Here is a 24096-nt window from a genome sequence, read left to right on the forward strand (position 1 = left end):
GAGATCCGGCCCGGTTGCTACGACGTGAACGAGCGCGTCAAGGACATGGACGCCGGGGGCATCCTGGCCTCGATGAACTTCCCCTCCTTCCCCGGCTTCGCCGCCCGCCTGTTCGCCACCGAGGACCACGACTTCTCCCTGTCCCTGGTCCGCGCCTACAACGACTGGCACATCGACGAATGGTGCGCCGCCCACCCGGGCCGCTTCATCCCGATGGCACTGCCGGTCATCTGGGACCCCCAGGCCTGCGCCGAGGAGATCCACCGCGTCGCGGCCAAGGGCTGCCACTCCCTCACCTTCAGCGAGAACCCCGCCGCGATGGGCTACCCCAGCTTCCACAGCGAGCACTGGGACCCGGTCTGGCGCGCACTCGTCGACACCGGAACCGTCCTCAACGTCCACATCGGCTCCTCGGGCCGACTGGCGGTGCCCGCCGTGGACTCCCCGCCCGACGTGTTGATCACGTTGCAGCCGATGAACATCGTGTCGGCGGCGGCGGATCTGCTGTGGTCGCGGGTGATCAAGGAGTTCCCGGGCATCCGCATCGCGCTGTCGGAGGGCGGCACCGGCTGGATCCCCTACTTCCTGGAGCGCGTCGACCGCACCTTCGAGATGCACGCCACCTGGACCCTGCAGGACTTCGGCGGCAAACTCCCCAGCGAGGTGTTCCGCGAGCACTTCCTCACCTGCTTCATCTCCGACCCCCTGGGCGTCCGCCTGCGCCACGACATCGGCATCGACAACATCTGCTGGGAAGCCGACTACCCCCACAGCGACTCCATGTGGCCCGGCGCCCCCGAAGAACTCCATCAGGTCCTGGCCGACTGCCAGGTCCCCGACACCGACATCGACAAGATGACCCACCAGAACGCCATGCGCTGGTACTCCTTCGACCCCTTCACCCACATCCCCCGCGACAAGGCCACCGTCGGCGCCCTGCGGCAGGCCGCCGAGGGACACGACGTGTCCGTCCAGTCCCGGGTGGCGGCCGGCCGATGAGCGACGTCGTTCTGACCGAGCGGGTCGGCAACGTGCTGGTGGCGACGATGAACCGGCCCGAGGCCCGCAACGCCCTCGATCCCGCGCTGATGGACGAGCTGAGCGAGGTGCTCCGGGGCGCCGACGCCGACCCGGAGGTCAGGGCGGTCGTCCTGACCGGGGCGGGCACCGTCTTCTGCGCCGGGCTCGACCTGAAGGCGTTCGCCCGCGGCGCCGACTTCAAGAAGCTGCTGTGGTTCTACCACCGGGGCATCGAGACCCCGGTGGTGGCCGCGCTCAACGGCTCCGCGCTCGCGGGCGGCTTCGAGCTGATGCTCGCCTGCGATCTGGTGGTCGCGGCCGAGGGCGCCAAGCTCGGGGTGACCGAGGTGAAGCGGGGGCTGTTCGCGGCCGGCGGCGGGACGCTGCTGTCCCAGCGGGTCCCCGCGGCCGTCGCGCTGGAGATGGGGCTGACCGGCGACCCCGTCACCGCCGCGCGCGCCTACGAGTTCGGCCTGGTCAACCGGGTCGTGCCGGCCGACCGGGTGGTGCCGGAGGCGCTGGCGCTGGCCGGGCGGATCGCCGAGAACGGCCCGCTGGGCGTCGCCATGACCAAGAAGCTGATGCGTGAGCGCCGCTGGTGCACTCCCGCCGAGGTCGAGTCGGTCTTCGGCAGCGCCGACGCGAAGGAGGGGGCGCGGGCGTTCGCCGAACGGCGGCCGCCGGCCTGGAAGGGCGAGTGACCGGACGGGAGCCCGCCCCGCCGGCCGTCGCCCGGCGGGGCGGGCTCCTCGGCTAATGTCTAGGTGCGGTGCGCGGATGACGTCCGCGCGCCGCCTGCGCGGGGAGCGGCTCCGGCGGACGGGTCGGAGGGTGAGCGATGGCGGAGCGGCCGAGCCCGCGCGAGCTGCGCCGCCGGCTGCGGATCGAGCTGAGCAGGGAGCAGCTGCTCGACACCGCCGAGGAGCTGTTCACCCGGCGCGGCTACCACGAGACCAGCCTCAAGGACGTGGCCGAGCGCAGCGAGTACTCGGTCGCCTCCATCTACTCCTTCTTCGAGAGCAAGGAGGACCTGTACCTCGCGGTCCTCATGCGGCGCGGCGCCGAGCAGCGGGCGGAGATGGGACGGCTCGCGGCGGAGGAGGCGGCCGCGGGCGACCGGCTGGTCGCGATGGTGCGGGCGCAGGTCGAGTGCCGCCGCCGGTACCCGGCGTGGGGCCGGCTGCACGCCCAGGCGACCAAGGCCGGCGGGGCGGGCGCGGGTGACGTCCCGCAGGCCTACCGCGACTACTACCAGGAGATCGTGGGGCTCCTGGCGGCGGTCGTCGCGGAGGGGCAGGACGAGGGCGCGATCCGCTCCGGCGACCCGCACGCGCTGTCGCGGCTGTGCTGCGCCCTCGTCGACGGCTTCACGCTCATGGACCCGATGGTCAGCGACGAGCCCGCGGGGCTCGACGCCGAGGAGTTCCTGAGGTTCGTCCGCGAGACGTTCACCACCGCCTGACCGTCCCGCCGGTCCGGGGAGGGGGTTCTGGCACACTGCTGCCCATGTCGTCCTCCGCCCGACCGCGAACGCGGCACGGCGCCACGCCCGCGCCCCGCCGCGGCGGCCGGCCCACGCTCGCGGAGGCGGCCGAGCTGGACCGTGCGGTGCGCGACGGCGCCCTGAGGCTGTTCCTGGAGCACGGGTACGAGGGCACGTCGATGGACGCCGTCGCCCGCGCCGCCGGCACCACCAAGGCCTCGCTCTACAAGCGCTTCGCGAGCAAGGAGGAGGTCTTCGCCTCCGTGATCAGGTGGGCCGTCATGCGGCCCGACTGGCCCGTGCCCGAGCCCGACCCGCCCGCCCTGGACGACCTGGAGGGGGCCCTCACCGCCATCGCGGACGCGGCCGTGCTCCGGGCCCTGCATCCCTCGATGGTCCAGTTGTGCCGGATCGCCGTCGCCGAGGCCGCGCGCTTTCCCGACCTGGCCGGCCGGACCTTCACCACCGGGTTCGTCCCGGGCCGCCCGCTGGTGGTCGAGCTGCTGAACCGGCACGCGGCCACGGGCGCGATCGTCGCCGACGACCCCGAGGTCCTCGCCGAGCACTTCCTCGGCATGGTCTCGGGCACTCCCGCGCGACTGGCCTGGTTCGGCATCGTGCGGGAGCCCGAGGTCCAGGAGCGCCACACGCGGGTCGCGGTGCGCCTGTTCCTGCGCGGCCTGCGCCCGGACTGACCGTTCGCCGGCCCGTGGCCGTCCTGTCAGCCTTCCTCGCCGTTGGCGGAGAAGCGCTCCAGCAGGGGCGCCGGGGCGTGGTTGCCCCATCCCGAGTCCGGCCAGTTGAACCAGCCCGACGACGCGAACGTGCCGCCGTCCGGGTGGATGGTGGTCCCGGTGACGTAGGAGGACAGGCCGGACGCCAGGAACACCACGCAGCCCGACACGTCGGTGACCACGCCGGCCCGTCCCATCGGGATGGCGATGCGGACCCCGGCCGGGGTCGACATCGCGTTGTCGCCGCCTCCGCCCGAGAGCCTCGCCATGTTGGGCGTGGGCGTGTAGTCGGGGGCGACGTTGTTGACCCGGATGCCGTCGGGGGCGAGTTCGACGGCGAGCGTCCGCGCGAAGTGCTCGACGGCGGCCTTGGCGGCGGCGTAGACGGCGAAGCCGGGCGCCGCCCGGTGGGCCTCGACGGTGGTGAGGTTGACGATGCTGCCGCCGCGCCCGCCCGCCCGCATCCGCGGCGCCGCGAGGGAGCAGGCGTGCAGGACGTGCAGCAGGTTCGTGCGCAGGAGCGTGTCCCAGCCCTTGGGGCGGGTGTCGAGGAAGGGCGCCCGGAAGGTGCCGCCGACCACGTTGACCAGGGTGTCGACGCGGCCCCAGCGCTCGTCGACGGCCTCGAACAGGGCCGCCAGCGCGTCGCCGTCGCGGGCGTCGCCGTGGTGGACGATCGCCTCGGCGCCCTGCCCGTCCAGCGAGCGGCGCAGCCCGTCGACCGCCTCGGCGTCGATGTCGATCACCGCGAGGCGGACGCCGTTCGCGGCGAGGTCGGACGCGACGGCCTCGCCGAGCCCGCCCGCGCCGCCGGTGATCACCGCGACGGTCCCGGCCAGGCCGGCGCGTTCCTCGAACCATCCCATGGGGGCCGCTCCTCCGGTCGTCACGAAAGGTAGGTCGAGCCGAAGGCGTCGATGAACTCCAGCGTGGCCGCGGGGTCCTGGGTGCGGCTCGACACCACGACCCAGGTGGCGCCGGCCTTCTCGATCTCGGCGAACGCCTCCCGGTGGCGGTCCGGCTCGGCGGCGGGCGTCTGGATGCCCTCGCCCTGGTAGGAGTGCAGCACGTCGATCCGGTCGGTGCGCCCGGCGGCGGCCGCGGCCTCCCGCAGCTCGGTGACGGCGACGGCCAGGTCGGCGACCGAGCCGAGCGCGGGCGTGCGCGCGGTCGTGCTGAGCTGCGCCCCGCCGGTCATCGGCATCCACCCCTGCGCCCGCTCGGCGACGCGGCGGCGGCTCAGCTTGGAGTTGCCGCCGATCCAGATCGGGATGGGGTCCTGGACGGGGCGCGGCAGGGAGATGACCTCGCGCGCGCTGAAGTGCCGGCCCTGGTAGCTGAACGGCTTGCCGCTCCAGTGCAGCGGGAGCACGTCGAGGGCCTCGTCGAACAGGGCGTTGCGCTCGTCCATGTCGACGCCCAGGGCGTAGAACTCGCTCTTCTGGTAGCCGGTGCCGAGGCCGAGGATGAAGCGCCCGCCCGAGAGCTTGTCCAGGGTCGAGGCCGCCTTGGCGAGGAGGAAGGGGTTCCGGTAGGGCGCGACCGCCAGGTAGGTGAGCAGCCGCAGCCGTTCGGTCGCGGCGGCCACGTAGCCGAGGGTGACGAAGGGGTCGAGCGTCTGGTGCCCGCCCGAGGCCATCCACCGGGCGCCGGGAACGGGGTGCTCGCTGAGCGAGAATCCGTCGAAGCCCGCCCGCTCCGCGGCGATCGCGACCTCGCGGATCGGTCCCGCGTCGAGCACGTCGCCGTCGGGCCCGCTCGTCTCCGGGTAATGGAAGATGAAGCGCATCGTCACCTCGTCATTCGTCCCTGGAAGCCGCTCAACGGGCAGCGACGGCCCGGAGAATGACCCTTGTCTGCATTGTACACAGGCTTATCAATAAATAAAGAGGATGGCTCTCCGATTTGGGAAACCATGCTCTAGTTCCGCCGGTGGGACGCCTGCCGGGGACGCATGGCCGCCGGAGCGGCGGGTAGCTTCTGGACCATGATGGCGCACCCGGTTCAGGAGGGTCCGTACCGGTACCGGATCGAGCCGACCGGCGCGATGCGGGTGCCCGGCGTGGTGTTCGCCTCCGCCGGGCTGCTGCGCGAGGCGGGCCGGGCCCTCGAACAGGTCGCCAACGTCGCCACGCTGCCGGGCGTGGTGGACGCGTCGTACGCCATGCCCGACGTGCACTGGGGATACGGCTTCGCCATCGGCGGCGTCGCGGCCACCGACCCCCGGGACGGGGGCGTGGTCTCACCCGGCGGCGTGGGCTTCGACATCTCGTGCGGGGTGCGGCTGCTGGCCGCCGACATCGACGCGCCGGGGCTGCGGCCCGTGCTGGAGCGGCTGATGGACGGCCTCGACCCCGCCGTCCCGCGCGGCATGGGGAAGGGCGCCGTCTGGCGGCAGCCGGGCCGCGCCGATCTGGCCGGCATCCTCACCGGCGGCTCGCGGTACGCGGTCGAGCACGGCCACGGCGAGGAGCGCGACCTGCTGCGCTGCGAGGACGGCGGCGCGGTCGCCGGCGCCGACCCCGGCCAGGTCAGCGGGCGGGCACTGGAACGGGGCGCCCGGCAGGTCGGCAGCCTGGGGTCGGGCAACCACTTCCTCGAGGTGCAGCGGGTGGCCGAGGTGTACGATCCGGCCGCCGCCGAGGCGTTCGGGCTGGCGCGGGACCAGGTCTGCGTCATGATCCACTGCGGCTCGCGCGGCCTGGGGCACCAGATCTGCGGCGACCACGTCCGGGCGATGGACCGGGGCATGGCCCGGTACGGCATCGAGGTGCCCGACCGGCAGCTGGCGTGCGCGCCCGTCGACTCCGCCGAGGGCCGCGCCTACCTGGGCGCCATGGCCGCCGCGGCCAACTACGGCCGCGCCAACCGGCAGCTGCTGGCCCAGGCGGCCCGCCGGGTCTTCCGGCGCGTGGCCGGCGCCCGGCTCGAGCTGGTGTACGACGTCTCGCACAACCTCGCCAAGCTGGAGGACCACCTGGTGGCGGGGGAGCGGCGGCGGCTGTGCGTCCACCGCAAGGGCGCCACCCTGGCCCTGCCGCCCGGCCACCCCGGCCTCCCGCCCGACCTTCGCGAGGCCGGTCAGCCGGTGCTGATCCCCGGGACGATGGGCACCGCGTCCTACGTCCTGGCGGGCGTCCCCGGCGGGCGGGCGTTCTTCTCCACCTGCCACGGCGCCGGCCGCGTGCAGAGCCGCCACCAGGCCGCGCGCGGGGTCGACGGCAGGCGGCTGCGCTCGTCGCTGGAGGCCGAGGGGATCGCGGTGCGCGCCTCGTCGTGGCGGGGCCTGGCCGAGGAGGCCCCGGCGGCCTACAAGGACGTCTCCGCGGTCGTCGAGGCGGGCGAGGGCGCGGGCCTGTGCCGCAAGGTGGCCCGCCTGGTGCCGCTCGGCGTCGTCAAGGGCTGAGCGCGTTGAAGCGGATCGTCGACGACCCGTCACACGTCGACCGTGACCGCGCAGGTCCGGCCGCCGGTCTTCCGGTCGCGGCCGAAGCGCAGGTCGTGCAGCGACACCGCCTTGGGCACCGCGCCGACCGCGGCCGCCCGCGCCGCGTCGCCGACCGTCAGCCGGGCAGCCAGCCCGCCGCCCGGCGCACCGGTGATCTCGGCGCCGAGCACCACCTCGCCGTGCACCTCCAGCCGGTAGATCACCTCGTCGAGCACGGTCACGAGCATGTCCGCGTCCGGCCCCGGCGCCACCTCCACCGGGACGGTGCGCAGCGGCTCGACGCCGGCGGTGTCGGCGAAGCACTCCACCAGCCCGGCCACCGCCTCGGCGACGCAGCGCTCGCGCGTCGGCCCCCACGCCTCGATCCGCAGGTCGGCGGTGTGCGGGACGCCGCGATGCCCGGCGCCCCCGCCCTGGGGGCCGGGCCCGCTACCACCGGTCGATGTGGACGACATCGTCGAAGGGGCGGCGGTCGGGCCGCTCGACGGGCCGCAGCGGCCGGCCGGCCGGAAGGCCGAAGGCGATCAGGAAGGCGCAGAACCGGTCGGCGGGGAACCCCAGCAGGTCGCGCGCCAGGTCCTGTTCGCTGACGGCGGCGTGGCCGCTGCCGATCCCGAGGTCGGCCGCGGCCAGCATCATCGCCATCGTGGCCTGGCCGAGATCGAACTGCAGCTGGTCGCGCCGGCGTCCCTCGGCGTCGGCCGGGGCGACGAGGGCGACGGTGGCCGCCGAGCGGGCGACATGGCCCGCGCCCTGCCAGACCTTGGCCAGCTCCTGGAGCCGCGGCCGCTCGGTGACCAGCACGAAGTCCCAGGGCTGCCAGTTCTGGGACGAGGGGCTCCGGCGGCCCGCCTCCAGGATCCGGTCGAGGTCCTCGCGCGGCAGTGCCTCGTCCTCGTAGGCCCGCACGTTACGGCGTGATCTGATCGCGTCCCATGTCTCCACGCGGCCCGTCTACCCGTGCCCGCTCCGGCGAAACGCGCCGCGGCGGGCCGGGCGATTCAGCGATCCCGTACCAGCTCGGGGGGCCAGACCACGCGGCGGCGGCCGCCCTGCCACCGCACGGTGAGCACCGGATGGCCCACCTGGGCGCCCGACCGGTCGAGCCGGAACGGGCCGAACATCGTCGTGCACGCCAGCGCGGCCGCGGCGGCGCGCAGGGCGCGATCGTCGAAGCCGCCGGCCTCCCGCGCGCAGCGGGCGGCGATGAGCCCGGCCGCGAACGCCTGCGCCGCCGGATAGGGCGGAACCGTTCCCGTCAGCTCGCCGTAGCGCCGCACGAACCAGTCCCCGTCGGGGCCCTCGTCGGGCTCCCAGGGACGGTCCGCCAGCCACTGCGCCGGACCCAGCCAGCCGTCCCGGGCCTCGCCCAGACCGGCGAGCACGTCCTCCTCGCCGGCGCCGACCAGGGCGCAGGCCCGCCACGGGCGCTCCGCCAGCACGCGTCCGGCCGCACGCTCGTCCTCGAACCCCGCGGCCACCATCATCACGTCCGCCGGAGGGGCCCGGCGCGCCGCCGCTGCCGCTGTGCCCGGCGCGAACCCGGTCCTCCGCACGGCCAGCCCGAGCGCCTCCGCCTTCCGTTGCGCGCCCACCGCGACCTCGCGTCCGAACACGGTCTCCGCGTGGAGGACGGTCACCGTCCGGACCTCGCCGCGCAGCATCTCCAGCGCCCCCTCGAAATAGGAGGAGGCGGGGGAGAGCACGCTGACGACATGGTCATGGCGGCTCAGCCGGCCAGAAGCCCCGCCGTGGTTCCAGACCAGCCGCCCGGTGCCCCGCGCCATCGCCAGCGCGTCCCGGGTCCCGTACGGGCCGAACAGCAGATCGGGCCCGCCGTCCAGGGCCGCCCGCAGCGCCGGTGCCACGCCCGGCCCCGAGTCGTGGACGCTCAACTCCACCCGGCCGCGCGCCCCGGGCAGGTCGGCGGCCGACCCGGCCCACAGGCGCAGGGCCTCCGCTCCGGCGCGCCCGAACCCTTCGAGCGGCCCCGACAACGGTGTCACCAGCGCGGCCCGCACAGCCCTGGACCTACCCGCTGAGCCGGATCAGCAGATCCTTGACCTCGGTGGCCTCGTAGCGGTCGCGCGCCGCCGAGGGGTCGGAGCAGAGCAGCACGGGGCCGTCCGCGGGGTCCGCGGGCAGGCGCCCGTGGCTGCCCCGCACCATGCGGCCGTTCAGCGGGACGACGTTCATCATGTAGCGCAGGCCGGTCTTCTTCCGGGCCAGGGCCAGGCCCGCCCGGAGCTTGACCAGCGGGTCGGCGGGGTCCATGAACAGCTCCGCCGGGTCGTACCCCGGCTTGCGGTGGATCTCGACGAGCCGCGCGAAGTCGGGCGCGCGCGCGTCGTCCAGCCAGTAGTAGTACGCGAACCAGGCGTCCGGCGCCGCGACCGCCACCAGCTCCCCGGACCGCTCGTGGTCGAGGCCCGCCTCCGCCTTGCCGGCGTCGTCGAGGACCCGGTCCACGCCGTCCAGCTCGGCGAGCAGCGACCGCACCCGTTCGAGGTCGCCGGGGTCGCGGACGTAGACGTGCGCGATCTGGTGGTCGGCCACGGCGAACGCGCGGGAGGTCCACGGATCGAGGTACTCCATCCCGTCCTGCGTGTGCACCTCCAGCAGCCCGGCGCGGCGCAGCGCGCGGTTGATCTCGACCGGGCGGGAGACGGGCGTGATGCCGTACTCCGACAGCGCCACCGTGGTCGCGCCGCGGTCGCGGGCCGCCGCCAGCAGCGGGCCGAGGAGGTCGTCCAGGGCCGCGGCGGCATGGCGGGCGCGGCGGTCGTCCGGTCCGTACCGCTGCAGGTCGTAGTCAAGGTGGGGGAGGTAGACCAGGGTCAGGTCCGGGCGCTCCTCGGCCAGCAGCAGCCGTGCCGCGTCGCAGATCCACCGGGAGGAGGGCAGCCCCGCGCGCGGACCCCAGTAGGTGAACAGCGGAAAGTCGCCGAGCCGCGAGGTGAGCCGGTCGTGCAGCGAGGGCGGCCAGGTGTAGCAGTCGGGCTCCTTGCGCCCGTCGGCGTAGTAGATGGGACGCGGCGTGATCGTCCAGTCGACGTCCGCTCCCATCGCGTACCACCAGCACACGTTGGCGACGGTGTACCCGGGACGGTCCCGCTTCAGCGCCTGCCACACCTTCTCGCCGCCCACCAGCGCGTTGTGCTGCCGCCACAGCAGCACCTCGCCGAGCTCGCGGAAGTACCACCCGTTGCCGACGACGCCGTGCCCGCTCGGCGGCTCACCGGTGAGGAACGTCGACTGCACCGAGCAGGTGACCGCGGGCAGGACGGTGCCCAGCTCGGCCTGGAACCCGTCGGCGGCGAGCTTGGACAGGTTGGGCATGGACGGCAGGAGCCGCGGGGTGAGCCCCACGACGTCGAGCACCACGAGCGGGGTCATGAACTCTCCTTCGTCACGCCGTCTCGTCGGTGAGGCCGAGCCGGAGCAGCTCGGCGCGGGTCCAGTCGAGCTCGGCGGCGATGCCCGCGACCAGCCGGTCGCCGGCGGTGCCGCCGCCGGGCAGCACCGTCCAGGTGTAGGTCTCGACCTCGATGTGATCGGTGCGGGCGGCGGGGCCGCCCACCAGCGCCCGCAGGGTGGCGGCGAGCTCGGCGCGGGTGCTGGTGAGCGGGGCGGGCGGGTCGGCGTGCAGCGGCATGTGGAAGTGCACCCGCCAGGGCGCGTCCACCGGCAGCCCGCCGCCGGACGCGCCCCCGAGGGCGTCCGGCAGGTCGTCGGCGCGGTGGACGCCGCGCGCCTCCAGCGCGCGGGTCTGGTGGAGGTAGCGCGGCTCGGCGAACGCCGCCAGCGCGGAACGCGCGGCGCGCGGGTCGGCGGCGTGCAGCGCGGCCGACGCCTGGGTCTTCACCACCGGGAGCCCGGCCGCGTCCAGCCGGGCCAGTGCCTCCTCCGGCTCCTCGAAGGCGACCGCCAGGTGGCAGGCGTCCAGGCACACGCCCAGCCGCCGGGGATCCAGGCCGGACAGGTGGCGGGCCGCGTCCGCGGTGGTCTCCACGACGCAGCCCGGTTCCGGCTCCAGCCCGACCCGCACCGCCCGGCCGGTGCGCTCCTCCAGGTCGTCCAGCTCGGCGGCGAGCGCGTCGAGGTGGCGGCGGGCCCTGTCGCGCCGCTCGCCGTCCCACCAGGGCGCCCAGCCCAGCGGCAGGGTGGAGACGCTGCCGCGGACGGCGTCGCCGGGCAGGAGCGCGGCCAGGATCCGCGCCAGGTCGACCGTGTAGGCGAGCCGTTCGGGGTCGCCCCAGTCGGGCAGGTAGACGTCGGTCTTCACCACCTCGCGGCCGAAGCCCGCGTACGGGAAGCCGTTGAGCGTCACCACCTCCAGGCCGCCGCCGTCCAGCGCGGCGCGCAGCTTCTCCAGCGCCGCGGGCTCGGCGGCCAGCAGGGCGGCGACGGGACGGGGCAGCCAGAGCCCGATCGACAACCGGGGGACGCCCAGGAGCCGCCGGACCGGCTCGGCGTACCGTCCCAGCCGGTCGAGGACTCCGGGCAGGTCGTCGGCCGGATGGACGTTGGCGCAGTAGGCCAGGTGCACGAGCGTGCCGTCGGCGTGGCGCAGCCGCATGCGTTCCTCCCGGGGTCAGGCGGTCGTGCGCGGCGTGCCGCGCAGCACCGAGTTGCCGGCGAACAGGGCGTCGCCGCCGACGGGGGCGTCCAGCACCAGCCGGCCGCTCTGGCCGTAGAACTCCACGGGGTTGCGCCAGAGCACGCGGTCCACGTCGTCCTCGGTGAACCCGGCGGCCAGCATCGCCTCCCCGGTCCGCGCGGTCGTGAGCGGGTCGCTGCGGCCCCAGTCGGCGGCCGAGTTGACCAGCATCCGCTCGGTGCCGTGCTCGCGCAGGACGGCGACCATCCGGTCCTCGTCCATCTTGGTGTCGGGGTAGATGGAGAACCCCATCCAGCAGCCCGTCCCGGCCACCAGGCCCACCGTGACCTCGTTGAGGTGGTCGATCACCACCCGTCCGGGCGGCAGTCCCGACTCGCGCACCACGTCGAGCGAGCGGCGGGTGCCGGCAGCCTTGTCCCGGTGCGGGGTGTGCACCAGCACCGGCAGGCCGTGCTCGGCGGCCAGGGCCAGCTGGCGGGCGAAGACCTCGTCCTCCTCGGGGGTCATCGAGTCGTAGCCGACCTCGCCGACCGCGACCACCCCGTCCTTCTCCAGGTAGCGGGGCAGCAGGTCCAGCACGGGCCGGCAGCGCGGGTCCCCGGCCTCCTTGGGGTTGAGCGCGATCGTGCAGTGGTGGCGGATCCCGAACTGGGCGGCCCGGAACGGCTCCCAGCCCACGAGCCCGTCGAAGTAGTCCGCGAAGGTGCCCACCGAGGTGCGGGGCTGGCCGAGCCAGAACGCGGGCTCCACCAGCGCCCGCACGCCCGCGGCGCGCATCCGCTCGTAGTCGTCGGTGGTACGCGAGGTCATGTGGATGTGCGGGTCGAAGATTCTCACCGGGCCTCCAGGAAACGGGCCACGTCGGGCGGTACGTCTCGTCCTGCGGCGGTGCGCTCGCGCGCGTAGTCGGACATCATCCGGGTCAGCTCGGCGTCGGCGCGCTCGCCCAGCCCGGCCACGACGGCCAGCGGCACGCCGGTGAACGCGCATTTCAGGACGGCCTGCCGCCAGGCCGGACCGGGCAGCCGGGCGGCGGCGTAGGGGCCGAGGGCGGCGGCCACCAGGCGGGAGTCGTTGCTGCGCAGCGCGTCGTGCAGCAGCGGCAGCGCGGCGTCGCCGGCCTCGGCGCCCAGCGCGTCCAGGGAGCGCAGCACCCCGCGCCGCTCCTGCGCGTCGCCGTGGCGGTAGAGGTCGGCGAGGCGTGCCGCGAGGACGTCACCGGTGCACGGCAGTTCGAGCAGCATCGCCACCCGGGCCGCGTCGTCCGCGGTCCAGCCGGGCGGGTCCGGCAGCGGTCCGCGTCCGCAGCGGCGGCCCGCCGCGGGCAGCAGCACGGCCGCCGCGCCCGGATCGCCCGCGATCTTCTCCCGGGCCCGGCCGAGCCACGCGGCCGCCTCGGGGCTCAGGGCAGGCCGCAGGGCACGCTCGAGCCTCGCGCGCAGCACCTCCCTCGTCATGTGACCTCCTCAAGCCCTCGGGACGGGACGCCGGCGGCGGCCCTGAGGAACTCCAGCGAGCGGCGCGCCGCACCGGGGGCGTCATGGCCGTGCCTGGGCAGCTCGACCGAGACCAGCCCGCGGTACCCGGTCTCCTCCAGCGCCCTCATGACCGGCGGGAAGTCGATCTCACCGGCGCCGAACTCCAGGTGCTCGTGCACGCCCCGCCGCATGTCCTCGATCTGCACGCCCGCCAGCCGGGGCCCGGCGCGGCGCACGCAGGCGGGCACCGGCTCCTCCTCCAGGCACCGGCAGTGGCCGATGTCCAGCATGATCCCGAAGCGTTCCGGGTCGCCCAGCCGGGCGGCCAGCCGCTCGTACCCGGCGATCGTGTCGACGAACATGCCGGGCTCCGGCTCGAACGCCAGCGTGACGCCGCGCTCGTCCGCGAGCCGCAGGACCTCGGCGCAGCCCCGCGCCAGCCGGTCCCACCGCACCTCCGGAGGCTCGGCTCCGATGGCGGTGCCGCTCCAGAACGACACCGCCTGCGCGCCGAGGTCTTCCGCGATCCGGACCGCCCGCAGCAGCAGGTCGACCCGGCGGCCGGCACCGTCCTCCGACAGCAGTGTCGGCTGGTGCTTGCGCCACGGGTCCAGCAGGTACCGGGCCCCGGTCTCGACCACCACCGACAGCCCCAGCTCCGCCAGCCGCGCCGCGACCCGGCCGACCGCGCGCGGCAGATCGGGCGCGAACGGGTCGAGGTGACGCACGTCCAGGGTCAGCGCGACGCCGTCGTACCCGAGGCCCGCCAGCACCGCCAGCGCGTCCTCCAGCCGGTGGTCGGCGAACCCGTTGGTCCCGTAACCGAGCCGCGGCCTCATGTCGGCGAGACCTTCCGCGCCAGCCGCCGCGCCAGCGGATGGGCCGGGACGAGCGCCAGCGCCGCCGCCGGATGCCCGCGCGCGGCCGTCAGCGCCGCCTGCAACGGGATCAGGCCGAGGATCCCCGCCCCGACCGCCCCGCGGATCCGCTCGGCGCTCGGGTCCCGTACCGCCGCCGCCTGCGGGGGCCCGACCGCGGCGGCGTACGCGCACAGCAGCCCGGCGGCGATCGCCCGGGACGGGCCCGGCGCGCCCGTCCGGGACGCGAGGATCTGCGCCGCCGCCGAGGGCAGCACGGGCGCGCCCGTCGCGGGCGGCCAGCCGGCCAGCCGCGCGGTGGCCCTGGCGACCTCGCCCCGGCTCAGCAGCGTGACCGCGAACGTGTGGGCGCCGACGGTGAACGCGGCGCGCAGCGCGTCCCGCCGCCGTCCCCCGGCAGGCGCCGCGCCGAGCATGACGTCCAGCCCGCGGCACAGCGCCATCCCGGCGGGGGCCGCGGGCGTTCCCTTCAACAGCAGGTCGTAGGCCCACACGGCCCCGGCGAGAGGGAGCGCCGCGCCCAGCGCCCGCCTGCCGCCCGCCGCGGCGGCCAGCGCCACCCCGGCGCCGGTCAGCCCGGCCGCCACCGCGAACGCCGTCCCCGGCCGGACCCGCCCGGAGGGGATCGGCCGCTCGGGACGCTCGACCGCGTCCAGCCGCCGGTCGGCGTAGTCGTTGAGGGCCATCCCGCCCCAGTACAGGCACACCGAGGAGGCGGCGAGCGCCGGGGTGCGCAGCCCGTGCAGGCCGCCGGCCGCGGCGGCCCCCGCCAGCACGTCGCCGGGCACCGACAGCGCGGCCGGCGCCCGGACGAGCTCGGCCAGGGCGCCCATCGGCGGCACCCGCCGGCTCACCGGCAGCCGCCGGCGGCGAAGGACCGGAGCCGCTCGTACTGGGCGGCGAGGTCGTGCGTGCCGGTGCCGATCGGGTCCTTGAAGAAGTAGGCCAGCTCGGGCAGCGGGCCCGCGCGGCCCGCCGCGTGCGCGGCGGCGACGAACCGGGCCAGGTCGAGCACCAGCGGCGCCGCCAGCGCCGAGTCGTACCCCTGCCAGGTGAACTGCAGGGACATCCGCGCCCCCAGGAAGCCCTGGAACGTCACGTGGTCCCAGGCGGTCTTCTGCTCGCCCAGGTCGGCCACATAGTCGATGTGCAGCGGCCCCTCGACCGGGTACCCGAGCGTCTCGCCCACCAGCCGGCCCTTCGCCTGCAGCTTGCTCTCCGCCGCCCGCGCGTCGGCGAGGTTGGCGCCGTCCCCGCCGCCCAGCAGGTTGGTGCCGGACCAGGAGTTCACCCGCAGGTTCCGCCCGGCGAACATCGGCGCCAGCACGGCCTTCAGCAGGGTCTCGCCCGTCTTGCCGTCGTTCCCGGCGTACGGCACGGCGCGCTCGCGGGCGAGCTCGTCCAGGGCGGGCAGCCGGGCGCCCACCGAGGGGGTGAAGTCGACGTGCCCGCAGCCCGCCTCGAACGCGGCGTACGCGTAGCAGGCGCTGGCGGGCAGCTCCGGCGCGCCGTCCGCGATCGCCCGGCGGAGCGCGGCGAGGGTGGCGTGCTCGGGACGGGGCGGCGTGGGCGGTTCGGTGGGCGTCACGTTCACCACGACGACGCGGTCGAGCGCGTGCCGGTCGCGGAAGCCCGCGATGTCGGCGGACAGCCGCGCCAGCGTCCCGGCCGGGTCCCGGGTGCGGTCGCCGGCGCCGCCGGTGACGATGTCGTTCTCCACCGCGGCCAGGTCGTCGTGCAGCCGGGCGGGCAGATCCGCGGGGAACAGCCCCGCGTGCGCGAGCTGCTCGGCGCGCTTGGCCAGCGGGACGTCGGCGGGATCGTGGCCGCCGAAGACCAGCCCGGTCAGCTCAGGCAGGCCGCCGCCGGGGAAGCCGGGCCGCTCGGAGACCAGCCCGGTGCTCTCGGCGAGGCCGGCGCGGACCGCCAGCGCGCCGATGATCGCCGTGGTGGCCACCGACCCGCGGACGCCCGCCAGCCATACGCCAGTACCGCTCATGTCTGGTCCTCGCAAGAAGTCTCGTTCCGGCCGGGGCCGCCTTCACCATCGGACACGAGACGGACTTTGTCCAGAGAGTGAGAGAAGTTCGGAGAGAGTTGACGAAAGCCCCCGCTCTCGCTGCAAAAGGCGCGGGCCTGCAGCGCGGAACGCGGGGGCTCTCACCGGCGGACACGGGTTTCAGGACTTCTGTCCGGACCTGGCCCGTGCGGTCTCGCGGCGGTTGGCCTTCTCGATCGCCTGCACGAGCTCGTCCTTGGACATGCCGGAACGGCCCGAGATGCCCAGCCGCTTGGCGACGTCGTACAGGTGCTGCTTGGAGGCGTGCGCGTCCACACCGCCGGCGGTGGCGCGCGAGGTGCCGCGGCCGCCCTCGGCCTGCTTGTCGGACGGTCCCTTGGCGCCCCCGGCCTTGGGCTCCCAGTGGTCGCCGACCTTCTCGTGGGTGTGCTTGAGGGCGGCGTAGGCCACGCGGTGGGCCCGCTGCCCCTCCCCGTACTCCTCCACGGCGGAGTCGTGCGCCTTGGCGAAGGTGCGCTGGGCCTTGGCGTCCGAGCGCTTGAGGGTGTCGGGGAGCTCGTCCTTATTCACCCGGCCCCGGCTGGTGGTCATCGGCATCTTCCCTGCTCCCTTCGGTGTGTCGGGTGCCTTCGCGGGTTGCGGTACCCCGGTTCGGCGGTCGCTCACCGGCTTTCGCGACGTCCGCAGGCTCAAGGAGCTGGGCCTGACCGAGAGCCTGCCGACCGGCTACCGGCTCTCCCCGCGGGGCCGGGCCGTGCTGGCCCACCTCGAAACCCCCGGACCGGACGAGGTCTGACCCGGTCCTTGGCGCGGGCACGGGTTTAGGCCTTCCGGCCAGAGGCAGGCAAGCAAGGGCTGCCACCCGTCCGCTGGAAGGAGACCGGCTCGTGCGCGCCGTCATCTACGATGCCTATGCCGCCGACAACTCGCGCCTGAAGCTCGGCGAGGTGCCCGATCCCAAGGTCGGGCCCGGCCAGGTGCTCGTCGAGGTGCGGGCGGCCGGGGTCAACCCGGTGGACTGGAAGCTCATGGCCGGTGGCCTGGACGCGATGATGGACGTGTGGTTCCCGGTCGTGCCGGGCTGGGACGTCGCCGGGGTGGTCCGGGCGGTCGGCCCCGACACTCCGGAGTTCTCTCCCGGGGACGAGGTCATGTCCTACGCCCGCAAGGACGTCGTCCGCGCCGGGACCTTCGCCCAGTACGTCGCGGTGCCGGCCAGTGCGGCCGCGCATAAGCCGCCCGCGCTCGACTGGCACCAGGCGGGCGGCCTGCCGCTCGCCGGGATGACGGCGCTGCGCAGCCTGGACCGGCTCGAGGTCGCCGCGGGCGACACCCTGCTGCTGCACGGGGCGTCCGGGGGCGTGGGGTCCGCCGCGCTGCAGATCGGACGCGACCGGGGAGCCCGCGTCATCGGCACCGCCTCGGAACCCAACCACGACTACCTGCGCGCACTGGGAGCCGAACCGGTCACCTACGGGGAGGGGCTCGTCGAACGTGTGCGCAAGCTGGTGCCCGAAGGGGTGACCGCGGTGGCCGATTTCGTCGGCGGCCAGGTCGAGACCACCCTGGCGGTGCTCGCCGAGGGCGGGCGCCACGTGTCCGTGGCCGACAACTCCGTGGAGCGGCGCGGCGGCCACTGGATCTGGGTGCGCCCCGACGGGGCCAAGCTCGCCGAGCTGGCCGGCCTCGCCGAACGGGGCGTGCTCACCGTGGAGGTCGCCGGCTCGTTCCCGCTGGAGGAGGTCGGCGCGGCCTTCGACCTGAGCCGCTCCGGCCACGCGCGCGGCAAGCTCGTGATCACCCCCTGAACGTCCACCGCGTGGCGCCGTGCGCCGGGTGGACGGGTTGCCCCGTGGGCGGATAGGGGGGCTGGCCCCACCCCCGTTGGGATGCACGCACCACTGATCTTCGCGGCCCGAAGGGGTTGGCTTGGGTTGGGCGGATGACCGTCGGCCAGGCGCAGCGGAGGAAACGATGAAGTTCTACGGCGACCACAGGATCCGGGCCCTCCTCTGGGTGGCGGCCGGGGCGGCGGTCGTGGTGGGCGTCGGCGTGATGCTGGCGGGCGGCGAGGCCGCGGCCACGGTCTCGGGCGCGGTCCGGGCCGCCTCCGGCGCGCACTGGGCCGTGGTGCCGGTGGTCGCGGCGCTGGTGGTGGTGCACTTCTGGTTCTCGGCGGTGGCGCTGCGCGGCGCGGCGGGCAGGACCATGCCGCTGCTGCACGCGACCTTGGCCCAGTTCACCGGCGCGACCGCGAACCGGATCACCGGCGGCGGGCTCGGCACGGTGGCGGTCAACGCCCGGTACCTGACCGGCCGGGGGATGCCGGCCGGGCGCTCGGTGGCCGTGGCGGGCGTCCTGCAGGTCGGCGGCGCGATCGCCGACCTGCTGCTGTTCGCCGTCGTGGTCGCGGTCGCCGTGGCCGCCGGCGACGGCGCCCTGCTGTCGCACGTGCACGTCGTCAGCCGCGAGGTGCTGGTCATCGGCGCGGTCGCGGTCGTGGCGGCGGGCGTGGCGGCGTGGCTGCTGCGCGCCCGGCTCCGCGGCCCGATCGAGGTGTGCGCGGAGATGGCGCGGCGCCCCCGCGACCTGCTGGTGATGATGGCCGCCTCCGCCGCGACGACCCTGGTCATGGGCGTGGCGTTCGCGGTGAGCATGCTGGCGGTCCCCGGTGCGGTGTCGCCGGGGCAGATCGGCACGCTGATCGTCGTCTACATGATCGGGGCGGCGGCGGGCGGGGTCGTCCCGGGCCCCGGCGGGCTCGGCTCCACCGAAGCCGCGCTGGTCGCGCTGCTGGCCGTCGCCGGCGTCGAGACCGCGGCGGCGCTGTCGGGCGTGCTGATCTTCCGGGCCATCACCCACTGGGCGCCCGTCCCCGTCGGCGTCCTGGCCGCAGGCACCGTCCGCGGGCGCAAGGCGGCCACGGTCGTCGCGCTCCCGGCCCGGGAGAAGCAGGACGCGCCCGTGATGGCACAGGCCGCCTGAGCCGGGAGCGCCCCGGTCCGGGGCCGCGGATCCGCCGGGACGCGCCGGGGCGCGAAACCCCTCGGAAGGCGTAACGTCGTACTAACTTGTGATCAGTACGGTCGCCGGTGAGGAGTGATGGTGGACGAGAGGTTGCTTCCGGGAGGGTTCGACCCGAACCTCTCCAACATCGCGCGGATGTACGACTACTACCTCGGTGGCAAGGACCACTACGAGGCCGATCGTGTCCGCGCCGAGGAGGCGATGGCCGCCGACCCCACGCTGCTGACCACCATCAGGGGGAACCGGGCCTTTCTCGGGCGCGCGGTGCGGTACCTGGCGGAGCGGGGCGTCGACCAGTTCCTCGACATCGGCACGGGCCTGCCCACCCAGCAGAACGTGCACCAGATCGCGCAGTCGGTGAACCCGCGCGCCCGGGTCGTCTACGTCGACTACGACAGGCAGGTGGTCGCGCACGGGCGGGCGCTGCTCGCCGGTTCGGACGTCACCCGGATGATCCAGGCCGATCTGCGCCGGCCGCGGGAGATCCTGGAGCACCCCGAGATCAAGCTGCTGGACTTCGACCGGCCGGTGGCGCTGCTGCTGGTGGCGACCCTGCACTTCATCCCCGACGAGAGCGATCCGGCCGGCATCATGGCCGAGCTGCGCGACGCGCTGGCCCCGGGCAGCCATCTGGCGCTCACGCACGCCTCGGCCGACGGCATCCCCGACGTGGTCGCCAGGGTCGTCGAGGTCTACAAGCGGACCTCCGCGCCGGGCACGCCCCGCACCCGCGACCAGGTGACCGGCCTGTTCGGCGACTTCGAGCTGCTCGACCCCGGGCTGGTGTGGGCGCCGCTGTGGCGTCCCGAGCGCCCGGTGGGCCTGGAGGAGGCCAAGCGGACGTGGTTCTACGCGGGCGTCGGCCGCAAGCTTTGACAAGCTTCGGCAACTCCGGACATTTCCCGATATTTAGCACCCGTACGCCCGATGATTGATCTTTGAAGGATCATCGGCCGAGGGAGGACGACATGCGGGCGCGGACGGTCGGGGCGGCGCTGGAGGACGCGGCGGCCCGTGGCGGGGCATTCCTGCACGACGGCGACGGCACCATCACCTACGCCGCCTTCGACGAGCTGACCGACCGCGTCGCCGCCGGGCTGCTGGCCCGCGGGATCCGGCGCGGCGACCGCGTCGGGCTGCTCGGCCTCAACACGCCGGGGTGGCTGGCCGCCTTCTTCGGGGCCGCGCGGATCGGCGCGGTCGTCGTCCCCCTCAACGTGCGCTACCGCGAGGAGGAGCTGTCGTACATGCTCGGCCAGAGCGGCGCCCGCGCGGTCATCAGCGCCGGCACCGCGGCCGGCTTCGACTTCGCCGCGTTCTTCGAGGAGTTCCGGCCGCGCCTCCCCGGCGTGGACGACTACGTGTTCTTCGGCGAGGGCTTCGCGGGCAGCGGCTCGTTCGACGAGCTGGCCGCGACGCCGCCCGCCCCGACCGCCCTGGCCGAGGCGCGCGCGGCGGTCGACCCCGACGACCCGCTGATGATCCTCTACACCTCCGGGACGACCGGGCGGCCCAAGGGCGCGGTCATCACGCACCGCGGGATCCTGGCCTCGGCGTCGGCGCAGGCCGCGCACTTCGGGACGGGCGAGGACGACGTCCTGCTCGGGCACCTGCCGCTCAACCACGTCGGCGGCATCACCTGCACCGTCATGGCCGCGCTGGTCGGCCGCTCCGCGGTGGCGCTGCTGCCCGCGTTCGGCCCGGAGGCGGCGCTGGACGCCGTCGAGCGGCACCGCGTCACCTTCCTGGGCGCGGTGCCGACGATGTTCGTGCTGATGCTCGGCCACGAGGGCTTCGCGCGCCGCGACCTGTCGTCGGTGCGGATCTGCACGGCGGGCGGCTCCAACGTCGAGCCGGCGCTGGGCGAGGCGATCCGGCGCGGCTTCCCGCAGGCGTCGCTGTACGGGCTGTACGGCCTGTCGGAGTCCTCGGGCGCGTGCGTGCTGTCGCGGACCGACGACCCGCCGGAGACGGTGGCCCGCACGCTGGGCGTGGTGATCGGCGACTTCGGGGCGCGGGTGACCGGGCCGGACGGGGCCGTCCTGCCGCCGGGCGAGACCGGCGAGCTGCAGATCCGCGGCGACTGCGTGGCCGTGGGCTACTGGGACATGCCGGAGGAGACCGCCGAGGTGTTCGCGCCCGACGGCTGGCTGGCCACCGGCGACATGGCCGAGATGGAGCCGGACGGCCATCTGGTCCTGCGCGGCCGCAAGAAGGAGATGTACATCCAGGGCGGCTTCAACGTCTACCCGGTGGAGATCGAGAACCTGCTGGCCGCCCATCCGAAGGTCGCGATGGCGGCGGGGATCGGGGTGCCGGACGAGGTGCTCGGCGAGGTCGGCCGGTTCTACGTGGTGCCGGACCGGGGGGCCGGGCCGCCCACGGCGGAGGAGCTCACCGACTACTGCCGGGAGCGGCTGGCCGACTACAAGGTGCCCCGCCAGTTCGTCATCACCGCCGAGGTGCCGCTGACCCCGGTCGGCAAGATCCACAAGGCGCTGCTGAAGGAGCGCCACCTGGCCGGACGCTAGCCGCGGCCCCGGCCGGCCGCCGTCGCCGGCCGGGGCCGCGCCCGTCAGTACTTGATCATTCCGCGGATGTTCTTGCCGTCGCGCATGTCCTGGTAGCCCTGGTTGACGTCGTCGAGCCCGTAGGTGGTGGTGACCAGCTCGTCGAGCTTGAGCCGGCCCTCCTCGTACAGGCGCAGCAGGCGCGGGATGTCGCGGCGCGGGTTGGCGTTGCCGAAGATGCAGCCGACCAGTTCCTTGCGCTGCATGGCCAGGTCGAACAGGTTGAGCTTCACGTCCTCCTGGGCGACCGGCGCGACCGCGACGACGACGCCGCGGCCGCCCTTGGCGACCAGCGCCATCATCGGGGCGACCAGGTCGCCGGTGGCCACGCCGGTGGTGAGGATCGCCTTGTCGGCGTTGGCGCCCCAGGTCAGCTCGCCGACCTTGGCGGCGGCCTCCTCGATCGACGCCGCGGTGTGGGTGGCGCCGAAGGTCGCGGCCTTCTCCCGCTTCCACTCCACCGGGTCGACGGCGACGACGTGGCGGGCGCCGGCCAGGGCCGCGCCCTGCACGGCGTTCATGCCGATGCCGCCCAGCCCGATCACCACGACGCTCTCGCCCGGCTGCACGCCGGCCGCGTTGACGGCCGCGCCCCAGCCGGTGGTGACGCCGCAGCCGACCAGCGCGGCCTTGTCGAGCGGGAGCCAGTCGTCGATCCTGACGCAGGAGGCCTCGTTGACCACGGTGTACGGCGCGAACGTGCCGGTGCAGCACATGATGCCGAGGTCCTTGCCGCCCTTGGAGTGGTGCCGCGCGGTCATGTCGCCGATCTGGCGGCCGGCCAGCAGGACGGCGCCCATGTCGCAGATGTGCTGGCGGCCCCGGGCGCACGAGGGGCAGCGGCCGCAGGCGGGCACGAACGACAGGACGACGTGGTCGCCCTCCTTGAGCGTGGTGACGCCGGGGCCGACCTCGACGACCTCGCCGGCGCCCTCGTGCCCGCCGACGACCGGGAACTGCTCCAGCGCCAGCAGCGCCGCGATCTCGGGTTCGAGGACCATGTCGCCGGTGAGGAGGTGCTCGTCGGAATGGCACAGGCCCGACGCCGCGAGCTTGACCTTGACCTCTCCCGCCTTGGGATCGTCGAGTTCGATGTCCTCGACGCTCCAGTCGGTACGGGGTTCCCACAGGATCGCCGCTCGGGTTCGCACTGGCGCCTCCTCGTTTCAGGTCCGGGAACGGACGGGACGGGCTCTTCGGGGGGTGGGGGCGGTGTCCGCGTCAGGCTGAGGCAACGATGCCATGCCGCGTACGATGTAAACAAGGTTTATGACGTACTCTCCGCCGGTCGCGGGGGGCGTGCGTACACTTGCGGGACGAGCGGGGCGCCGGTGCGGGGGAACCCCCGGCGGCGGGAGATCGGGGTCATGCCGAAGCACACGCCACAACCGGTCATGCGGATCGTCCTCAACCGCGAACTGATCGTGCACACGGCCGTCGGTCTCGTCGAGCGCCAGGGCCCCAAGGCGCTGTCGATGCGCGCGGTCGCGGGCGAGCTGGGCGTGACCGCGATGGCGATGTACAAGCACGTGCCCAACAGGGAGGCGCTCGTCCGGGGCATCGCCGAGTACGTGATGGCGACCCTCGACCTGCCCGCGGCGACGGCTCCGGGTGACTGGCGCGCCGGCGCGCGGGACCTCACCCTGGCCTTCCGCCGCACCGCCGCCGAGTACCCGCGCAGCCTGGCGCTGGTGCTGGCGAGCAAGGCCGAGATCCCGGTCGGGCTGCGGGCGGTCGAGCGGGCCCTCGCCCTGTGCGCCGACGCCGGCCTCGACGGCAGGACCGCGGTGCACGCCGTGCGCGTGCTGATGGCCTACACGCTCGGCACCCAGCTGCGGGAGGCCGGGATGAGCAGGCTCCTGGGGGAGCGGCCCGGCGCCCCGGACGCGGACCTGGACGCGGCTCCGGACGACCCGGAGACCGTGGCCTTCGCGCACATGGTCACCCTTCCGGCCGACCTGGCCGATCCCCGGTCGGACGCGGACTTCGAGTTCGGCCTGGAGTTGTTCCTGTCCGCGATCGAGGGCATGGGACGGCGCGCGCGCTGATCAGCCGTCCCCGCGGGGGAGCCGGTCGAGCGCGGCGAGCAGCATCTCGAGCCCGAGCTCGAACTCCGCCTCCGGGTCGGGCCGGGTCAGCTCCTCGAACAGGGCGGCGACGTGCGGGGTCTCCGCGGGGTCCAGGTCGACGCGGGGGTCCGCCGGGTCGCCGGGGAGGCCGTGCGACATCGTGACGGCGCCGTCCTGCAGTATCTGGGCGCCCATCATGTAGGCCATGAGCGCGCGCAGCGCGCGGACCGAGGTCTCGTCGTCGAAGCCCGCGGTCGCCAGCAGCGCGAGGATGCGCCGCGTCGCGCGCCGGGCGGACTTCGCGGAGACCCTGCTGGTCAGCACCAGGTACATGGTCCGCGGGTAGCGCCGCGCGGTGGCCCGGAAGGCCGCCACCAGGGTGCGGGCGTTGAGCTTCCAGTCCCGGTCGGGGCCGGTGGCGGACGCGGGCACGTCCAGATCGGCGAGGACCGTCTCGGCCACGGCCTCCAGCAGCGCGCCCTTGTTGGGGACGTGGTTGTAGAGCGTCATCACGCCCACGTCGAGCTCGGCGGCGATCTTCCGCATGGACAGCGCCCGGGAGCCGTCCCGCTCGATGATCGTGATGGCCGCGCCGACGATGAGGTCGCGCGTCAGAGGCCGCCGCGCGACCTGCTCAGCCGGGTTCTTCGCCATCACCGCAAGGTCTATCACGCCGCCCGCGCGGCGGGTCCCGCCGGGCCGGGCCCGCCCTTGACGTATCAAATGAACGTTCTTTTAATTACCCCAT

The 24096-nt window shown here is 74.6% G+C and carries 26 protein-coding genes; 11 read left to right on the forward strand and 15 right to left on the reverse strand.

All coding sequences use genetic code 11. From position 1 onward, the window contains the following. From ACFPZN_RS25495 to ACFPZN_RS25510, 4 genes are all read left to right on the forward strand, one after another. On the forward strand, positions 1 to 999 hold a 999-nt coding region (locus ACFPZN_RS25495), incomplete at its 5' end, for an amidohydrolase family protein (protein WP_378284687.1). Further along, positions 996 to 1721 carry an enoyl-CoA hydratase-related protein gene (locus ACFPZN_RS25500; RefSeq protein ID WP_378284689.1) on the forward strand — a complete coding sequence of 242 codons (726 nt, stop codon included), beginning with the start codon at positions 996 to 998 and terminating at the stop codon, positions 1719 to 1721. The genes ACFPZN_RS25495 and ACFPZN_RS25500, both read left to right, overlap by 4 nt. A gap of 137 nt (positions 1722 to 1858) precedes the next feature. After that, positions 1859 to 2482, forward strand: a complete 624-nt coding sequence (locus ACFPZN_RS25505; protein WP_378284690.1) for a TetR/AcrR family transcriptional regulator — start codon at positions 1859 to 1861, stop codon at positions 2480 to 2482. A 44-nt stretch (positions 2483 to 2526) separates the two neighbouring features. Next, a complete protein-coding gene (locus ACFPZN_RS25510) occupies positions 2527 to 3198 on the forward strand; it encodes a TetR/AcrR family transcriptional regulator (protein ID WP_378284692.1) in 672 nt (223 codons plus the stop codon). A 26-nt stretch (positions 3199 to 3224) separates the two neighbouring features. Here the strand turns inward: ACFPZN_RS25510 and ACFPZN_RS25515 are convergent, their stop codons facing one another. Continuing rightward, positions 3225 to 4103, reverse strand: a complete 879-nt coding sequence (locus ACFPZN_RS25515) for an SDR family NAD(P)-dependent oxidoreductase (RefSeq protein WP_378284693.1) — start codon at positions 4101 to 4103, stop codon at positions 3225 to 3227. A 20-nt stretch (positions 4104 to 4123) separates the two neighbouring features. Further along, complete coding sequence (locus tag ACFPZN_RS25520; protein ID WP_378284694.1) at positions 4124 to 5026, reverse strand: LLM class F420-dependent oxidoreductase; 903 nt, start codon at positions 5024 to 5026, stop codon at positions 4124 to 4126. Positions 5027 to 5224: 198 nt separating this feature from the next. Here ACFPZN_RS25520 and ACFPZN_RS25525 point away from each other — a divergent pair, with 198 nt between their 5' ends. After that, a complete protein-coding gene (locus ACFPZN_RS25525; protein ID WP_378284695.1) occupies positions 5225 to 6643 on the forward strand; it encodes an RtcB family protein in 1419 nt (472 codons plus the stop codon). 29 nt (positions 6644 to 6672) lie between these two features. On the opposite strand, the gene ACFPZN_RS25530 is transcribed toward ACFPZN_RS25525, so the two are convergent. The 11 genes from ACFPZN_RS25530 to ACFPZN_RS25580 all read right to left on the reverse strand — a co-directional run bounded on the left by ACFPZN_RS25530 (position 6673) and on the right by ACFPZN_RS25580 (position 16279). Next, entirely contained in the window at positions 6673 to 7140 is a 468-nt protein-coding gene (locus ACFPZN_RS25530; protein ID WP_378284696.1) for an archease, read from the reverse strand. Continuing rightward, positions 7115 to 7630, reverse strand: coding sequence for a nitroreductase family protein (locus ACFPZN_RS25535; protein ID WP_378284697.1), 516 nt, complete (start codon positions 7628 to 7630; stop codon positions 7115 to 7117). Before ACFPZN_RS25535 ends, ACFPZN_RS25530 begins: the two co-directional genes overlap by 26 nt. A gap of 56 nt (positions 7631 to 7686) precedes the next feature. Next, on the reverse strand, positions 7687 to 8706 hold the full coding sequence (locus tag ACFPZN_RS25540) for an ABC transporter substrate-binding protein (protein WP_378284698.1): 1020 nt from the start codon (positions 8704 to 8706) through the stop codon (positions 7687 to 7689). Between the two features lie 10 nt (positions 8707 to 8716). Next, positions 8717 to 10081, reverse strand: coding sequence for a nucleotide pyrophosphatase/phosphodiesterase family protein (locus ACFPZN_RS25545; RefSeq protein WP_378284699.1), 1365 nt, complete (start codon positions 10079 to 10081; stop codon positions 8717 to 8719). Between the two features lie 13 nt (positions 10082 to 10094). After that, entirely contained in the window at positions 10095 to 11264 is a 1170-nt protein-coding gene (gene eboE / locus ACFPZN_RS25550; RefSeq protein WP_378284700.1) for a metabolite traffic protein EboE, read from the reverse strand. 15 nt (positions 11265 to 11279) lie between these two features. Next, positions 11280 to 12143: a TatD family hydrolase gene (locus ACFPZN_RS25555; protein ID WP_378284701.1), complete on the reverse strand. Its 864-nt coding sequence runs from the start codon at positions 12141 to 12143 to the stop codon at positions 11280 to 11282. Continuing rightward, complete coding sequence (locus ACFPZN_RS25560; protein ID WP_378284702.1) at positions 12140 to 12763, reverse strand: EboA domain-containing protein; 624 nt, start codon at positions 12761 to 12763, stop codon at positions 12140 to 12142. The genes ACFPZN_RS25555 and ACFPZN_RS25560 overlap by 4 nt, the downstream gene beginning before the upstream one ends. Beyond that, positions 12760 to 13623 (reverse strand): sugar phosphate isomerase/epimerase family protein, encoded by an 864-nt coding sequence (locus ACFPZN_RS25565; protein WP_378284703.1) that lies wholly within the window; start codon positions 13621 to 13623, stop codon positions 12760 to 12762. The genes ACFPZN_RS25560 and ACFPZN_RS25565 overlap by 4 nt, the downstream gene beginning before the upstream one ends. Further along, positions 13620 to 14495, reverse strand: coding sequence for an SCO3242 family prenyltransferase (locus ACFPZN_RS25570; protein ID WP_378284704.1), 876 nt, complete (start codon positions 14493 to 14495; stop codon positions 13620 to 13622). Before ACFPZN_RS25570 ends, ACFPZN_RS25565 begins: the two co-directional genes overlap by 4 nt. Before the next feature lie 17 nt (positions 14496 to 14512). Then, on the reverse strand, positions 14513 to 15661 hold the full coding sequence (locus tag ACFPZN_RS25575; protein ID WP_378284705.1) for an inositol-3-phosphate synthase: 1149 nt from the start codon (positions 15659 to 15661) through the stop codon (positions 14513 to 14515). A 180-nt stretch (positions 15662 to 15841) separates the two neighbouring features. Continuing rightward, the gene (locus tag ACFPZN_RS25580) at positions 15842 to 16279 is read right to left on the reverse strand and encodes a ChaB family protein (RefSeq protein ID WP_378284706.1); all 438 of its coding nucleotides are present in this window, start codon (positions 16277 to 16279) and stop codon (positions 15842 to 15844) included. Positions 16280 to 16298: 19 nt separating this feature from the next. Here ACFPZN_RS25580 and ACFPZN_RS25585 point away from each other — a divergent pair, with 19 nt between their 5' ends. The 5 genes from ACFPZN_RS25585 to ACFPZN_RS25605 all read left to right on the forward strand — a co-directional run bounded on the left by ACFPZN_RS25585 (position 16299) and on the right by ACFPZN_RS25605 (position 21240). Beyond that, positions 16299 to 16478 carry a hypothetical protein gene (locus ACFPZN_RS25585; RefSeq protein WP_378284707.1) on the forward strand — a complete coding sequence of 60 codons (180 nt, stop codon included), beginning with the start codon at positions 16299 to 16301 and terminating at the stop codon, positions 16476 to 16478. 91 nt (positions 16479 to 16569) lie between these two features. Continuing rightward, a complete protein-coding gene (locus tag ACFPZN_RS25590) occupies positions 16570 to 17490 on the forward strand; it encodes an NADP-dependent oxidoreductase (RefSeq protein ID WP_378284708.1) in 921 nt (306 codons plus the stop codon). Positions 17491 to 17656: 166 nt separating this feature from the next. Continuing rightward, a complete protein-coding gene (locus ACFPZN_RS25595; RefSeq protein ID WP_378284709.1) occupies positions 17657 to 18667 on the forward strand; it encodes a lysylphosphatidylglycerol synthase domain-containing protein in 1011 nt (336 codons plus the stop codon). A gap of 117 nt (positions 18668 to 18784) precedes the next feature. Beyond that, a complete protein-coding gene (locus ACFPZN_RS25600) occupies positions 18785 to 19585 on the forward strand; it encodes an SAM-dependent methyltransferase (protein ID WP_378284710.1) in 801 nt (266 codons plus the stop codon). Positions 19586 to 19677: 92 nt separating this feature from the next. Beyond that, positions 19678 to 21240, forward strand: a complete 1563-nt coding sequence (locus ACFPZN_RS25605) for a class I adenylate-forming enzyme family protein (protein ID WP_378284711.1) — start codon at positions 19678 to 19680, stop codon at positions 21238 to 21240. Between the two features lie 44 nt (positions 21241 to 21284). On the opposite strand, the gene ACFPZN_RS25610 is transcribed toward ACFPZN_RS25605, so the two are convergent. After that, the gene (locus ACFPZN_RS25610; RefSeq protein ID WP_378284712.1) at positions 21285 to 22430 is read right to left on the reverse strand and encodes an NDMA-dependent alcohol dehydrogenase; all 1146 of its coding nucleotides are present in this window, start codon (positions 22428 to 22430) and stop codon (positions 21285 to 21287) included. Between the two features lie 216 nt (positions 22431 to 22646). Here ACFPZN_RS25610 and ACFPZN_RS25615 point away from each other — a divergent pair, with 216 nt between their 5' ends. Beyond that, positions 22647 to 23327 (forward strand): TetR/AcrR family transcriptional regulator C-terminal domain-containing protein, encoded by a 681-nt coding sequence (locus tag ACFPZN_RS25615; RefSeq protein WP_378284713.1) that lies wholly within the window; start codon positions 22647 to 22649, stop codon positions 23325 to 23327. Here the strand turns inward: ACFPZN_RS25615 and ACFPZN_RS25620 are convergent, their stop codons facing one another. Continuing rightward, on the reverse strand, positions 23328 to 24002 hold the full coding sequence (locus ACFPZN_RS25620) for a TetR/AcrR family transcriptional regulator (protein ID WP_378284714.1): 675 nt from the start codon (positions 24000 to 24002) through the stop codon (positions 23328 to 23330). It lies immediately after the preceding gene. Positions 24003 to 24096: the final 94 nt, after the last annotated feature.

Source organism: Actinomadura rugatobispora (genome assembly GCF_042656285.1).
Lineage (GTDB): Bacteria > Actinomycetota > Actinomycetes > Streptosporangiales > Streptosporangiaceae > Spirillospora > Spirillospora rugatobispora.